General features: G+C 75.2%; 16 protein-coding genes and 1 tRNA gene. 8 read left to right on the top strand and 9 right to left on the bottom strand.

Annotation, left to right across the window (positions count from 1 at the left end):
• Positions 1-65: 65 nt before the first annotated feature.
• Positions 66-824, bottom strand: coding sequence for a DeoR/GlpR family DNA-binding transcription regulator (locus tag CP968_RS06040; RefSeq protein ID WP_167536767.1), 759 nt, complete (start codon positions 822-824; stop codon positions 66-68).
• 49 nt (positions 825-873) lie between these two features.
• Here CP968_RS06040 and CP968_RS06045 point away from each other — a divergent pair, with 49 nt between their 5' ends.
• The 3 genes from CP968_RS06045 (at position 874) to CP968_RS06055 (ending at position 3219) form a co-directional block, all read left to right on the top strand.
• Positions 874-1257, top strand: coding sequence for a DUF4406 domain-containing protein (locus CP968_RS06045; RefSeq protein ID WP_167536768.1), 384 nt, complete (start codon positions 874-876; stop codon positions 1255-1257).
• Positions 1254-1934: an NUDIX domain-containing protein gene (locus CP968_RS06050; RefSeq protein WP_150517007.1), complete on the top strand. Its 681-nt coding sequence runs from the start codon at positions 1254-1256 to the stop codon at positions 1932-1934. Before CP968_RS06045 ends, CP968_RS06050 begins: the two co-directional genes overlap by 4 nt.
• A gap of 166 nt (positions 1935-2100) precedes the next feature.
• Positions 2101-3219: an ABC transporter substrate-binding protein gene (locus CP968_RS06055; RefSeq protein ID WP_150517008.1), complete on the top strand. Its 1119-nt coding sequence runs from the start codon at positions 2101-2103 to the stop codon at positions 3217-3219.
• Positions 3220-3285: 66 nt separating this feature from the next.
• On the opposite strand, the gene CP968_RS06060 is transcribed toward CP968_RS06055, so the two are convergent.
• On the bottom strand, positions 3286-3909 hold the full coding sequence (locus CP968_RS06060) for an esterase-like activity of phytase family protein (protein WP_150521755.1): 624 nt from the start codon (positions 3907-3909) through the stop codon (positions 3286-3288).
• Here CP968_RS06060 and CP968_RS06065 point away from each other — a divergent pair, their 5' ends adjacent.
• Positions 3910-5064 carry an SfnB family sulfur acquisition oxidoreductase gene (locus CP968_RS06065; RefSeq protein WP_150517009.1) on the top strand — a complete coding sequence of 385 codons (1155 nt, stop codon included), beginning with the start codon at positions 3910-3912 and terminating at the stop codon, positions 5062-5064.
• A gap of 54 nt (positions 5065-5118) precedes the next feature.
• Positions 5119-6261 carry an LLM class flavin-dependent oxidoreductase gene (locus tag CP968_RS06070; RefSeq protein WP_150517010.1) on the top strand — a complete coding sequence of 381 codons (1143 nt, stop codon included), beginning with the start codon at positions 5119-5121 and terminating at the stop codon, positions 6259-6261.
• 102 nt (positions 6262-6363) lie between these two features.
• On the opposite strand, the gene CP968_RS06075 is transcribed toward CP968_RS06070, so the two are convergent.
• Positions 6364-6440, bottom strand: a tRNA-Pro gene (locus CP968_RS06075).
• A 108-nt stretch (positions 6441-6548) separates the two neighbouring features.
• Between CP968_RS06075 and CP968_RS06080 the strand changes: the two genes are divergently transcribed.
• Positions 6549-7085 (top strand): DUF309 domain-containing protein, encoded by a 537-nt coding sequence (locus tag CP968_RS06080; protein WP_229886242.1) that lies wholly within the window; start codon positions 6549-6551, stop codon positions 7083-7085.
• Positions 7086-7095: 10 nt separating this feature from the next.
• Here CP968_RS06080 and CP968_RS06085 read toward each other — a convergent pair whose 3' ends face one another.
• The 4 genes from CP968_RS06085 to CP968_RS06100 form a co-directional block, all read right to left on the bottom strand.
• Positions 7096-7488 carry a VOC family protein gene (locus CP968_RS06085; protein ID WP_150517012.1) on the bottom strand — a complete coding sequence of 131 codons (393 nt, stop codon included), beginning with the start codon at positions 7486-7488 and terminating at the stop codon, positions 7096-7098.
• A 5-nt stretch (positions 7489-7493) separates the two neighbouring features.
• Complete coding sequence (locus CP968_RS06090) at positions 7494-8180, bottom strand: LutC/YkgG family protein (RefSeq protein WP_150517013.1); 687 nt, start codon at positions 8178-8180, stop codon at positions 7494-7496.
• On the bottom strand, positions 8177-9634 hold the full coding sequence (locus tag CP968_RS06095) for a lactate utilization protein B (protein ID WP_150517014.1): 1458 nt from the start codon (positions 9632-9634) through the stop codon (positions 8177-8179). Before CP968_RS06095 ends, CP968_RS06090 begins: the two co-directional genes overlap by 4 nt.
• Positions 9635-9714: 80 nt before the next feature.
• Entirely contained in the window at positions 9715-10473 is a 759-nt protein-coding gene (locus CP968_RS06100) for a (Fe-S)-binding protein (RefSeq protein WP_150517015.1), read from the bottom strand.
• A gap of 18 nt (positions 10474-10491) precedes the next feature.
• Here CP968_RS06100 and cobF point away from each other — a divergent pair, with 18 nt between their 5' ends.
• Positions 10492-11244: a precorrin-6A synthase (deacetylating) gene (gene cobF, locus CP968_RS06105; protein WP_150517016.1), complete on the top strand. Its 753-nt coding sequence runs from the start codon at positions 10492-10494 to the stop codon at positions 11242-11244.
• On the opposite strand, the gene CP968_RS06110 is transcribed toward cobF, so the two are convergent.
• A complete protein-coding gene (locus CP968_RS06110; protein WP_208835981.1) occupies positions 11231-12391 on the bottom strand; it encodes an aminotransferase class V-fold PLP-dependent enzyme in 1161 nt (386 codons plus the stop codon). The genes cobF and CP968_RS06110 overlap by 14 nt on opposite strands.
• Positions 12392-12432: 41 nt before the next feature.
• Positions 12433-13362, bottom strand: coding sequence for a LysR family transcriptional regulator (locus CP968_RS06115; RefSeq protein WP_150517018.1), 930 nt, complete (start codon positions 13360-13362; stop codon positions 12433-12435).
• A 126-nt stretch (positions 13363-13488) separates the two neighbouring features.
• Here CP968_RS06115 and CP968_RS06120 point away from each other — a divergent pair, with 126 nt between their 5' ends.
• Complete coding sequence (locus CP968_RS06120; RefSeq protein ID WP_150517019.1) at positions 13489-13872, top strand: YybH family protein; 384 nt, start codon at positions 13489-13491, stop codon at positions 13870-13872.
• The last annotated feature ends 52 nt before the right edge of the window (positions 13873-13924 follow it).

The raw sequence follows: 13924 nt of genomic DNA on the forward strand, positions 1-13924 counted from the left end.
GGTCCGGAGGGGGGCGCCGCCGGCCGGTGGGTCGTCGCGCGAACGGTGGTGGGCGCGGTCGGCCGTCAGCCGGCCGTCAGGATCTCCACGCCGGTCGCCCTGAGCTGTTCGACGACCGCGTCGCGGGGGTCGGCGTCGGTGATCAGTCCGCTGACCCCCTCCCAGGGCAGGACGCGGAACCGCGAAGCGGTGCCGATCTTCTCGGAGGAGGCGAGGACGTAGGTGTCCGCGGCCCGTGCGGCCAGGGCACGTTTCATCGCCGCCTCCTCCGCGTCGCCGGTGGTCAGCCCGGCCTCGGGGTGCACCCCGGTGACGCCGAGCAGGAAGAGGTCGGCGGAGACGTTCTGCGCGGCCTCGACCGCGGCGGCCCCGCAGGTGACCGCCGAGTGCTTGAAGACGCGGCCCCCGAGCAGGAAGAGCTCCGCCCTCGGATGCTCCAGCAGGGCCGCGGCGATCGTCGGGCTGTGGGTGATCACGGTGCAGTCCAGGTCCTGCGGGAGGGCGCGGGCCACGGCCAGCGCGGTGGTGCCGCCGTCGAGGATCAGCGCGCCGCCCGGCCTGACGAGGCCCGCGGCCACCGCGGCGACCCTGCGCTTGCCGTCCGGGGCCACGGCCTGCCGGGCCGCGTAGTCCGCCACGGCCGGCGACACGGGCAGCGCGCCGCCGTAGACCCGCTGGCACAACCCCTCGGCCGCGAGGTCCCGCAGGTCGCGCCGGACGCTGTCCTCGGAGATCCGCAGCTCGGCGGCGACGTCCTTGGCGACGACCTTGCCCTCGCGGGCGAGCAGCCCGAGCAGATGGTCACGCCGTTCAGCAGCCAGCATGTACATTCCTTCCTGTTCTTGCATGATTCTGCATGTATGGTAGCGCCCCATGACCGACAAGCCGCTGCTCATCCTGATCGCCGGCCCGTATCGCTCGGGCGCCGGCGGCGACCCGCGGGCCATGGCCGCCAACCTCGCGCGCCTCGAAGCGGCCGCGTGGCCCGTCTTCGCCGCCGGCCACCTCCCCGTGATCGGCGAGTGGGTGGCCCTGCCCGTCCTGCGCTCGGCGGGCGCGGGCCCCACCGACCCCCTCGCCGACCGGGTCCTGTACCCCACGGCCGACCGCCTGCTCGCCCACTGCGACGCGGTACTGCGACTGCCCGGCGACTCCGCCGGGGCCGACCAGGACGTCGCCACCGCCCGGCGCCGCGGCCTGCCCGTCTACCGCGACCCGGCCGAGATCCCCCGCCGCACCCCGCAGGAGACCGCATGACGGACCGTCCCGGCACCGACACCCCCGACCACCGCGGCCGCACCGGCCTCGACCGCGCCGGACGCGGGCTGGCCCGCAACCCGGACGTCGTCGTCCGCGACGTCGAGCTCACCTCCCGGGGCTGGCACGTCCTGCGCCGCACCACCTTCGACCGCCGCCGCAGCGACGGACGCTGGGAAACCCAGCAGCGCGAGACGTACGACCGCGGCAACGGCGCCGTCGTCCTGCCCTACGACACCGGACGCCGCCGCGTCCTGCTCACCCGCCAGTTCCGCTACCCGGCGTACGTCAACGACCACCCCGACGGCATGCTCGTCGAAGCGGCCGCGGGGCTGCTCGACGCGGACGACCCGCCCACCGCCGTCCGGCGCGAGAGCGCCGAGGAACTGGGCGTCGCCCTCGGCCCGCTCACCCACGTCCTCGACGCCTACATGAGCCCCGGCTCCGTCACCGAACGCCTCCACTTCTTCGCCGCCGCCTACACCCCGGCCGACCGGACCGGCACCGGCGGCGGTCTGGAGGAGGAAGGCGAGGACATCGAGGTCCTCGAACTGCCCTTCGCCGAGGCCCTCGCCATGACACGGGACGGCCGCATCGTCGACGGCAAGACCATCCTGCTCCTCCAATGGGCCGCCCTGGACGGCCCCTTCGCCCCCGCACCGCCCTCCACACCGTGACCGCGCTCTCGAAGACGAGCCGACCGCACGACCCCGCTACGGCGCTTACGAGGCCCCCGGAGCCCCTGAGACCATGACACCGAACGGCCGCCGGGCCGCGATCCGCCCCCGTGCGCCCGCAGCGGCCCGGCCGGACGCCGCGCAACGCCCCACGGGAGAAGAAGACATGACCACACCACCACCCACCCCGGTCCCCGTCCCGGCGCCGGCCGGGACATCGGGGGTGCGGATCGGCGCCCTCGTTCCGCTGACCCGCCCCGGCTGGGTCGATGCGGGCCGCCACCTGCTCGCCGGCATGGAGCTGGCCGTCGGCGAGGTCAACGACACCGGCGGAATCGGCGGTGCGCCCCTCGAACTGCTGGTCCGGGACACCGCGGCCGACCCGCGGCGGGCCGCGGCGGCCGTGGACGAACTGGCCGGCCTGGGCGTGGCGGCCCTGGCCGGGGAGTACCACAGCGTGGTCGCCCGCGCCGTCGCCGCCCGGGCCGACGCCCTCGGCGTGCCCTACCTCTGCTCGTCGGCGGTGCTCGACGCGCTCACCGACCGGCCGACGGACCGGGTCGCGCGCCTCGCCCCGCCGCAGTCCCGCGGCTGGCACGCGTACGCGGACTTCCTGCTGCGCGCGGGACACCGCCGCATCGCCGTGGCGGCGCAGCCGAGCGTCTACTGGTCTTCGGGGATCCGCCTGTTGCGCGAGCGCCTCGCACCGCACGGCGGCACCGTCGTCGAACTCGGCGCGAGCACGCTCTCCCCCGCGCAGGTGTGCGACGGGCTCGTCGCCCATCGCGCCACGGCCCTCCTGCTGCTGGTCGGCCACCCGGAGCCGGCCGTGCCGCTCGTCGTCTCCGTCCGCCGCGACCCCCGGCTCGCCGAGATCCTGATCGGTGCTCCGGCCGGCCAGCCGGAGTTCCCCTCGTGGGCGGCGCTGCTGGGCGCCGACGGCGCCGGGGTCCCGTTCCTGCGCTACCTGCCCGAACGCCCGGGCCCGCTCGGCGCACGGGTCGAGCGGGCCCTGCGCGAACGACTGGCCGAGGCACCCTCGTTCGTCGCCTTCGAGGGCTACGACACGATCGCCGTCCTGGCCGCCGCGCTGCGCTCCCACGGCACGGACCGGGCACGCATCGCCGCGTCCTGGCCGGATGCGGCCGTCGAGGGCACCCGCGGCCCGATCCGGTTCACCCGCCCGCCGGGCACCCGGCTGTGGCAATGGCCGGACCCCCCGGTCCAGGTCGCCGACCGCGACCCGGCCGCCCCCGACCGGTTCCGCACCCTCCACCGGGACTGAGCACCCGGCTCGCCGGCGCGCGGACGGAGCCGGCAGCGCTCCGCCCGCCCGCCGGTCACCGGCGGCTCAGCGGATGCCGAGGGCGACGATCTGGGTGACCGCGTCCTCGGCGAAGTTGTCGTCGCTGACCAGGACCAGGGTGCGTTCGCCGTCCGGCAGGGTCGGACCCCAGGTCATGCCCTCGGTGTTGTCGACCCTGGACAGGCCCAGGGTGGCCAGGTCCGCGACGAGCTTCTTGCGCATCGGGACGATCTTGTGCCCCTTGAGGGAGTCGATGCGCCGGACGTCGGTGGCGCCCCGGGTGGTGGTGTCGAAGAGACGGATCTTGTAGCCCGCGCCCGCCACCCAGGTGCGTTCGAGGACGAGGTAGCGACCGGGGTCACCCGGGTGGGCCAGGATCGCGGGCACGCCGGTGTCGGGCGGATACGTGCTGGACCCGTCGGGCGCGGTGAAGATCCTTTCGAGCGGGTAGGCGAACTGCCCGAGCACCTCGCCGTCCCGGCTCTGCTGGGTGACGCGGACGGGCGCGCCGTGCTGCAGGGTCGGCTCCGGGCCGTCCTGGAGCAGCGGCCCCTCGACGGCGCTGGTGAGCATGGTGCCCCCGGCTCCGAACGTGATCGCCTCCACCGCCTTGTTGCGACGGATGCCCAGATCACCGCTGGTGATCTCGTAGTTGGGCGGCAGCGTCAGGTGCCCGCGGTAGGCGCCGGAGCGGGCGGCGAGGAGTTCCGTGCCGGCGCCTGCGCACGGGACGCCGAACGCCGCCTGCCGCGTGCGGAGCTGGACCGGCTCTCCGCGTCCGGTCTGCTCGCCGTGACCGTGCCCGCCGAACACGGCGGGGCCGACGTCTCCGCCGAGACCCTCGCCGAGGTCTTCCGGCTGCTGGCCGCCGCCGACGCCAGCCTCGCCCAGATCCCGCAGAGCCACTTCGCCTACGTCAACGTGATCCGGCGCCAGGGAACCGGCGAACAGCAGAAGTTCTTCTTCGCCGAGCTGCTGTCGGGGGCGCGTCTGGGCAACGCCCAGTCGGAGGCGGGCACCAAGCACGTCCAGGACATCCGCACCCGCCTGGAACGGCGGCCCGACGGCGCGTACGACCTGACCGGAGTCAAGCACTACTCCACCGGCGCCCTCTTCGCCCACTGGATCCCCGTGCTGGCCCGCACGGCCGACGAGACGCTGCACGTGGCCTACGTGCCCCGTGACGCCCCGGGCCTCGCCGTCGTCGACGACTGGGACGGCCTGGGCCAGCGCACGACCGCCAGCGGCACCGTCCGCCTGGAGGGCGTACGGGTGCCGGCCGACCGCGTCCTGCCGCACCACCTCACCTTCGAAGGGCCGCAGCTGCACGGCGCGGTGGCGCAGTTGTTGCACGCGGCGATCGACGCCGGCATCGCCGGAGCCGCCCTCACGGAGGCGGCGCGGTTCGTCCGGACCGAGAGCCGTCCCTGGTTCGAGAGCGGTGTCGACTCGGCCGCCGAAGACCCCCTGCTGATCCAGCGGTTCGGGGAACTCTCCCTCCAGGTCAGGGCTGCGAAGGCGCTCCTGGGTGACGCGGCGCGGGCCGTGGACACCGCCCGCGCGGACCTCAGCGACGACACGGCGGCCGAGGCGTCCGTCGCCGTGGCAGCCGCCAAGGTACTGGCCGCGCAGGCCGCCGTGGAGGTGTCGGCAGCCCTCTTCGAGGTGGCCGGGACCCGCTCGGCCGCCGACTCCCTCAACCTGCACCGGTTCTGGCGCGACGCCCGCACCCACACGCTGCACGACCCGGTCCGCTGGAAGATCCAGCACATCGGACGGTACGTGCTCAACCGCACCCGGCCGCCCCGCCACGGCCTGCTCTGACCATCCCCCGGGGGCCCGTCGGACCCCCGGGCCCTCCTGAACGGAAGACGCCCCGTGTCCCTCACCTTCCACTGGTTCCTGCCCACGAACGGCGACAGCCGCCATGTCGTCGGCGGCGGCCACGGCACGCCCGCCACCGCCAGCGGACGCGACCGGCCCCCGACGGTGGCCTACCTGAGCCAGATCGCCCGCGCCGCCGAAGACCTGGGCTTCGTGGGCGCGCTCACCCCGACCGGCGCCTGGTGCGAGGACGCGTGGCTGACCACGGCGATGGTCGCCCAGCACACCGAACGGCTGAAGTTCCTGGTCGCCTTCCGTCCCGGCTTCGTCTCCCCCATGCTCGCCGCCCAGATGGCCGCCACCTTCCAGCGGCAGACCGGAGGCCGGCTCCTGCTCAACGTGGTCACCGGCGGCGAGAGCCACGAGCAGCGCGCCTACGGCGACTTCCTCGACAAGGACGCCCGCTACCGCCGCACCGGAGAGTTCCTGGAGATCGTCCGGGCCCTGTGGGAAGGCAAGACGGTCGACCTGCGGGGCGAACACCTCCGCGTCGAGGGCGCGAGGCTCGCGGCCGGGCCGAATCCGGTCCCCGAGGTCTACTTCGGCGGTTCCTCGCCGATCGCGGGCGAGGTGGCGGCCCGGCACGTCGACGTCTACCTCACCTGGGGCGAACCTCCGGCCCAGGTGGCCGAGAAGATCACCCGGATCCGGGAGCTCGCCGCGCGGCGGGGGCGCCGGGTGCGCTTCGGCATCCGGCTGCACGTCATCACCAGGGACACCTCCGCGCAGGCGTGGGCCGAGGCGGACCGGCTCCTGGCGGGCTTCGACCAGAAGACGGTGGCATCCGTACAGGCGGGACTCGCCCGGAGCGAGTCCGAAGGACAGCAGCGGATGCTCGCCCTGCACGGCGGCGGCGACCGGCGCGGCCTGGAGATCCATCCCAACCTCTGGGCAGGGATCGGCCTGGTGCGGGGCGGCGCGGGCACCGCCCTGGTCGGCAGCCACGCGGAGGTCGCCGATCGGATCAAGGAGTACGCGGCGCTGGGCATCGACGAGTTCGTCTTCTCGGGCTACCCGCACCTGGAGGAGGCGTACTGGTTCGGCGAGGGGGTGCTGCCCCGGCTGGCCGCGGAGGGAGTGTGGCACCACCCGTCCGAGAAGGGCGACGCTCCGGCCGTCCGGGTGCCCTTCGCCTGAGCGCGGCCCGGTCCCGGACCGTGCGTGCGGCCACCAGGCCGCGGACATGCGAAAGGCCGCCCTCCCATGGATGAGAGAACGGCCTCCGACCTGCGTAAACGCTGGTCGGGACGACAGGATTTGAACCTGCGACCCCTTGACCCCCAGTCAAGTGCGCTACCAAGCTGCGCCACGTCCCGATGTGCTTGCGACCTGGGGTTTCCCCCGTCGCGGCGGCACATGCAGAACATTACCCCACGCTGAGGGGTGTGCATGCACGGGTAACGGCCGGAAGGGAGGATGAGGGGGTGAACACACGGGATCGGGACGGCGAAGGCCGGGCGCGCAGTGCGCGGCCCCGGGACGGGCTGGGGCGGCCGCTGCCCTACGGGGCCGGCGGGGTGGAGCGGCAGCCCGAGGGGGTGGTGCGGACCCCCGCCGAGACGGTCGCGGAGGCGCAGCGGCTGCTGGACGCCGGCATGCCGTTCCACGCGCACGAGGTGTTCGAGGACGCCTGGAAGTCGGGGCCCGAGGAGGCGGCGCCGCTGTGGCGCGGGCTCGCCCAGCTCGCGGTCGGGCTGACGCACGCCGCCCGCGGGAACGACGTCGGCGGGGCCCGGCTGCTGCGGCGCGGGGCCGCCGGGATCGACGGGTTGGACGGGGGCCCGTACGGGGTGGACGTGCCGGGGCTGGTCCGCTGGGCCGTGGCCCTGGCCGGGCGCGTGGAGCCCGCCGGGAACGGCACCGCGCCGTCCGGTCCCGGGCGGCGCGGCGACGGGCGGGGGACGGCACCCGTGGACGCCGCCCGCGAGGCGCCGCGGCTGGCGCCGGACCGGGCGCGGTGAGGGCGCCGGCTCAGGCCGCGGGCTGGAGCAGGTCCCAGCGGTTGCCGTACAGGTCCTCGAAGACGACGACCGAGCCGTACGCCTCGTGCCGCGGCTCCTCCAGGAAGCGGACGCCCTCGGCCGCCATCCGGGCGTGGTCGCGGGCGAAGTCGTCGGTGTAGAGGAAGAAGCCGACGCGGCCGCCGGTCTGGTCGCCGACGCGGGAGCGCTGCGCGTCGTTCTTGGCGCGGGCGAGCAGCAGCGCGGTCTCCTTCGCGCCGGGCGGCCGGACCACCACCCAGCGGGTGCCGTCCGGGCGGGCGGTGTCCTCGGCCAGGTCGAAGCCGAGGGCGCGGGTGTAGAAGTCGATGGCCTCGTCGTAGTCGTGGACGACGAGGGCGGTCAGGGCGATGTGTGCGGACATGGGGGTCAGTCTTCCGCAGCCGTCAGCAGGACGACCTCCAGGGTCCGCGGGCCGTGCACTCCTTCCACCCGGTCGAGCTCGATGTCGCTGGTGGCGGAGGGTCCGGAGATCCACGTGAGCGGCCGGGCCGGGTCCAGCAGCGCCAGGGCCAGCGGTACGGAGTCCACCACCTGCTCCGGTGCGCGGACCACGCAGACGTGGTGGTCCGGGATCAGCGTGATCCGGCGCCTGCCCTGGCCGGGGCCGGCGTCCAGGACGATGCTGCCCGTCTCGGCGACGGCCAGGGCGCAGCCGGTCACCACGCTGTCCACGGCGTCCAGCTCCCGTGCGGTGGAAGCGGCGCGGTCCGCGACGCGGGCCTGCCCGGCCCGGGAGAGCCAGGACGGGGGCAGGCCGGGCGGGACGAGCACCGTCCGTGCGCCGCGCGCGTCCAGCAGGCCGGCCAGCAGGGCGGGCAGGCCGTGCCGGTCGGTGCGGTGGACCGCGGCGCGGTACTCCGCGAGGTGGGCGGCGAGCAGGTCCGCGCTCTCCTGCGGGGTGCGCACCCCGTGGACGCGGAGGTAGTCCCGCGGGATCCGCGCGTAGCCCGGCGCCCCGGCGCGCCCGGAGGCTCCGGGCTCCCCCTCCGCGTCCGGGCCGCGCTCCCCCACCGCCCGGCGGATGCGGGCCAGGATCCGGTCCCTCGAACTCATCGCGGGGTCCCCCGTTCGCGGGTCCACCAGGCGCGGAAGGATTCCGCGGGGAGTTCGGGCAGCTCCCGGGTGTCGGTCCAGGCCCGGCCCGGCCCAGGGAGGCGGCGCGGGCGCAGCCGGCGGGCCCGCGCGAGGAGTCGTGTCGCCGTGCTCAGGGCGCCGGGGTGGTCCAGCAGGAGCCGGGCGGCGCGCATCGCGGCGCGTTCGGCGGTGTGCCCGCGGGCGGGGCGGATGCGGACGCGGACGCCGTTCCGGGTGACGGGGCCGCCCTGCGCGATCCGTTCGCGGAGGTGGACGAGGACCTCGGGGATGTCGATGGCGACGGGGCAGACCTCGTAGCAGGCCCCGCACAGGGTGGAGGCGTACGGCAGGGAGGCGTCGATCGCGCTGGCGGTGCCGCGCAGTTGGGGGCTGAGGATGGCGCCGATGGGCCCGGGGTGGACGGAGCCGTAGGCGTGGCCGCCGGCGCGCTCGTAGACGGGGCAGACGTTGAGGCAGGCGGAGCAGCGGATGCAGCGCAGGGCCTGGCGGCCGGTCGCGTCGGCGAGGGTGTCGGTGCGGCCGTTGTCGAGGAGGACGAGGTGGAAGGCGGCGGGGCCGTCGCCCTCGGTGGTGCCGGTCCACAGGGTGGTGTAGGGGTTCATCCGCTCGGCCGTGGAGGAGCGCGGCAGGGTCTGGAGGAAGACCTCCAGGTCGCGGAAGGTGGGGACGACCTTCTCGATGCCGACGACGGAGATGAGGGTCTCGGGCAGGGTGAGGCACATGCGGCCGTTGCCCTCGGACTCGAAGACGACCAGGGTGCCGGTCTCGGCCACCATGAAGTTGGCCCCGGAGACGGCGACCTTGGCGCGCAGGAACTTCTCCCGCAGGTGCAGGCGGGCCGCTTCGGCCAGCTCGCGCGGGTCGTCGCCGAGGCCCTCGGGTGCGGGCCGTCCCCAACGGCCCATCTCGGTGCGGAAGATGTCGCGGATCTCGGCGCGGTTGCGGTGGATGGCCGGGACCAGGATGTGCGAGGGCCGGTCGTGGCCGAGCTGGACGATGAGCTCGGCGAGGTCGGTCTCGTACGCGGCGATCCCGGCGGCCGCGAGGGCTTCGTTGAGGCCGATCTCCTGGGTGGCCATCGACTTGACCTTGACCACCTCGCGTTCGCCGGTGGCGAGGACCAGTGCGGTCACGATGCGGTTGGCCTCGTCGGCGTCGACGGCCCAGTGGACGGTGCCGCCGGCTGCGGTCACGGCCTCCTCCAGCTGGACCAGGTAGTGGTCGAGGTGGCGCAGCGTGTGGTCCTTGACCGCCTTTCCGGCGGCGCGCAGGCGGTCCCAGTCGGCGAGTTCGGCGACGGCGCGGGCCCGTTTGTCGCGGATCGTGTGGGTGGCGTGCCGGAGGTTGGCGCGCAGCACCCCGTCGCCCACGGCCTGCCGGGCGGCTTCGGGGAACGGCGGGAAGGCGGGCATGCCGAGGTCCGTGGGCGGGTGGGCCGGGCCGGCCGGCGTCGGCCCCGGTCGGCCCGGCCGCGTGTCCGGTGTCCGTCCGCTCATCGCGGGGGCCCCTCGTCCTCGGTGGCGGCCAGGATCTCGGCGAGGTGCAGGGTGCGCAGGGGCGAGCCGGTGCGCCGCAGCAGGCCGTCGAGGTGGGCGAGGCAGGAGTTGTCGGCGCCGCACAGGACCTCCGCGCCGGTGGCGGCGGCGCGGTCGGCCTTGTCGGTGCCCATGGCGGCGGAGACGTCGGGGTTCTTGAGCGCGAAGGTGCCGCCGAAGCCGCAGCACTCCTCGGCTCCGGGCAGTTCGACGAGGTCCAGCCCCCTGACGGCGGCCAGCAGCCTTCGGGGCCTCTCCCCGAGCCCGAGGGCGCGCAGTCCGTGGCAGGAGGGGTGGTAGGTGACGGTGTGCGGGAAGTAGGCGCCGACGTCGGTCACCCCGAGCACGTCGACCAGGAACTCGGTGAGTTCGTACACGCGCGGCGCGAGCTCCGCGGCCAGGTCGGCCAGCTCGCCGCCGCGTCCCTCCTCCGCCGCCTTCCGGCCGATGCGCGGGTAGTGCTCGCGGAGCATGGCGGCGCAGGAACCGGAGGGGGTGACCACGTGAGCGTGCCCGGCGAAGGCCCGCGCGGTGCGGCGCAGCAGCGGTTCGGTCTCGTACCGGTGGCCGGTGTTGTACTGGGGCTGGCCGCAGCAGCTCTGGGCCGCCGGGAAGTCCACGGTGACGCCGAGGCGCTCCAGGAGGCGCACGACGGCGACGCCGGTGCGCGGGTACAGCGCGTCGTTGACGCAGGTGACGAACAGGGCGGCACGCATGACGGGCAGAATAGCCGGGTGAAGAAGTTCTCTGTGATCGGCATCGGCGCGGGCGACCCGGACCACCTGACCCTCCAGGCGGTACGGGCGATCGGCGCGGCGGACGCGTTCCTCATCCTGGAGAAGGGCGAGGAGAAGTCGGATCTGACCGGGCTGCGGCGGGCGATGCTCGACGCGCACGCCCGTCCCGGGCACCGGCTGGTGGAGGGCCGGGACCCGGACCGGGACCGGACCCCGGCCCACTACGCCCCGACGGTGGACGGCTGGCGCAGCGCGCGGGCCGAGATCTTCGAGCGGTTCGTCGCCGAGGACCTGGCGGACGGGGAGACGGGTGCGTTCCTGGTCTGGGGCGATCCCTCGCTCTACGACTCCACGCTCGCCATCCTGGACGAGGTGCTGGAGCGCGGGCGGGTCGCGTTCGAGCACGAGGTGGTACCGGGCATCAGCAGCGTGTCGGCGCTGCTGGCCCGGCACCGGACGAATCTGAACCGGGTGGGGCGGCCGGTGCAGATCACCACGGGGCGGCGGCTGGCGGAGGGCTGGCCGCAGGACGTGGACGACGTGGTGGTGATGCTGGACGCGCGGCACGCCTTCACGGCCCACCTGGACCAGGACCTGTTCATCTACTGGGGGGCCTATGTGGGCACCCCGGACGAGATCCTGGTCTCGGGCAGGCTGGCGGAGGTCGCGGGCCGGATCGAGGAGCTGCGCACCGAGGCCCGGGCCCGCAAGGGCTGGATCATGGACACGTATCTGCTCAGGCGCGGCTGAGGTAGCCGGGCAGGCCGGCGGCGAGGCGCTCGTACTCCTCGGGCCGGTTGTAGAGCTGTCCGCAGATCCGGATGCCGCCGCCGCCCGGCCAGGGCCAGATCAGCACCCGGGTGCGCAGCCGGGCCGCGAGTTCCTCGCGCAGGGCGCTCGCGGCCTCCTGGGTTTCGGCGACGCCGGGCGGCAGCCGCAGGGTGCGCATGGCGAGGCCCTCGGTGTGCGGGAGCGGGGTGAGGCCGGGGAGTTCGGCGAGCAGGGCCGCGCCGTGGGCGGCGAGGGCGGCGTTGTGGGCCCGTACGCGGTCCGCGCCGAGGCGGTCGAGGAGGTCCAGGCCCTCGGGCGCGGCGAGCCAGCCGGTGTAGTCGAGGGTGGCGCGGTACTCGACTGCGCGGGGGAAGCCGTGCTCGTCCTCCCAGGACGGGACGAGGGCCCGGACCCGGTGGCGGTGGTGCGGGGCGACGGCCAGGACGGCGGTGCCGGTCGGCGCGTAGCCCCATTTGTGGAGGTTGCCGAACCAGAAGTCGGCGCCGCCCACGAGGGGTTCGGCGAGCATTCCGGGGGCGTGGGCGCCGTCGACGACGGTGGTGATCCCGCGCTCGCGGAGGTCGGCCAGGAGCCGGGGCGAGGCGATGAGGCGGGCCGTGGGCGAGCTGATGTGGTCGAGCACCGCGACCTTGGTGCGCGGGGTCAGCCCGGCCAGGACGGCCTCGCGCACGGCGTCCTCGTCGGGCAGGGCCGGGTCCAGGGCGACGGTGGTGACGGTGGCGCGGCGGGCGGCGGCCGTGACGACGGTGCCGTAGCCGTGGTCGGTGACCAGGATCTCGTCGCCGTCGTCGAAGGGGACGGCGTCGAGCGCGAGGTTGGCGCCCTCGGTGGCGTTGGCGATGAAGGCGAGCCCGTCGGGGTCGGCGCCCAGGTGGACGGCGATCCGGGCCCGGGCTTCGGCGAGCCGGTCGGAGACGGTGACGTGGAAGGCGTCGGGGTCGGCCGCCGCGGCGTCCCGGATCGCCGCGTGGGCCTCCTCGACGGGCAGGGGCACCGCGCCGAAGGAGCCGTGGTTCAGGTGGGCGACCCCGGGATCGAGCCGGAACAGCTCCCGACCGCCGGGGAACCGGGCGGCTCGGGCGGCGGGGCGGGTCGGGTCGGGCACGGGGCCTCCGTGGGGTGGGTGGGGCGCGGCGGTCCCGTGGATCATCCCCCGCCGGGGGCCGCGCCGTCACCCCCGCCGGGTCCCGCACCGTCACCCGCGGCGAAGGCGCGGCGGCAGTAGGGGAGCAGGCCGCGCAGGGCGGGCCCGCGCGGGCCCGTCCACACGAGGGAGAGCAGGGCCGGGACGTCCGCGTCCTCGATGGGTCGGGCGGTGAGCCGGTCGGCGAAGTGCTCGGCCATGGAGGCGCTGAGGACGGCGACGCCGAGCCCGCGCGCGGCCAGGTCGGCGACGGCCTCGGCCGCGCCCGCCTGCAGGGCGACGGCCGGGCGCAGTCCCCGGGCGGCGCACGCCCGGTCGAAGGCGGTGCGCAGCCCCGTGCCCTCGGGCATCGCCACGATCGGGTGGTCCGCCAGGTCCCGCAGCCGGATCCGGCGCCGCCGCGCGAGGGGGTGTCCGGCGGGGACGGCGGCGACGAGGCGTTCGCTGACGACGGTCAGGGCCTCCAGGCCGGCGGGCACGCTGCCGGCGGTGCCGACGAGGGCCAGGTCGAGGGCGCCCTCGCGGACGGCCCGCACGAGGCGGTCGGAGTTGTCCTCCAGCAGCACGATCTCGACTCCGGGATGCGCCCGGCGGAAGGCGGCGAGGGCCTCGAAGAGCGGGGTGACGGTGCAGCCGATCACCATGCCCACGGTCACCCGGCCCCGGACGAGGTCGCCGACCTCGCCCACCGCCTGCTCGACGGCCTCGGCGGCGGCGAGCGCGGCGCGGGCGTGTTCCAGGGCCGCCTTCCCGGCGACGGTGAGCGTCACGGCGCGCCCGGAGCGGTCGAACAGCTCGGCGCCCAGTTCGCGTTCGAGGCTGCGGATCTGCGCGCTGACCCCGGACTGGCTGATGTGCACGCGCGCGGCGGCGCGGGTGAAGTTCCGCTCCTCGGCGACGGCGACGAAGTACGCGAGCTGTCTCAGGTCCATGACTACTGATTCTAGCTCCGACCACTACCAGCTGTTGGACTTCTGGTGGGCGGCTACCGAGACTGGAGGTGCGCCAGATCACGGCCCGCCGGACGGCACCGGCGGCACGGACCCGAGGAGGACGAGATGACGGACTACGCGTCGTACGAGAAGGCCCTGCGCCCGCAGGACATCACCCGCCTGTTCGTCGAGCGTTCCAACGCCGGCGACGCGGCCGGGGTCGCCGCCCTCTACGAGGAGGACGCGGTGATGGCGTACCCGCCCGGCGAGTTCACGGTGGGCCGCGAGGCCATCCGGGCCCTGTGGGAGCAGGTGCTGTCCCACCGTCCGCGGTTCCAGCCGGAGGAGCCGCTGCCCACCCTGGCCAGCGACGGCATCGCCCTCACCTCCACCCCGCCCGGCGACGGCGCGGGCGCCCGCGCCCAGGTGGTGCGCCGGCAGCCCGACGGCAGCTGGCTGCGGCTGCTCGACCAGCCGGAGTTCGTGAGCACGCAGACCGCGACCGGCTGACGCGACGGCCCGCGCCGCCCCGGCCGGGTCGGAAACGCAGTGGCGTCCGCGC

Source organism: Streptomyces subrutilus (genome assembly GCF_008704535.1).
GTDB lineage: Bacteria > Actinomycetota > Actinomycetes > Streptomycetales > Streptomycetaceae > Streptomyces > Streptomyces subrutilus.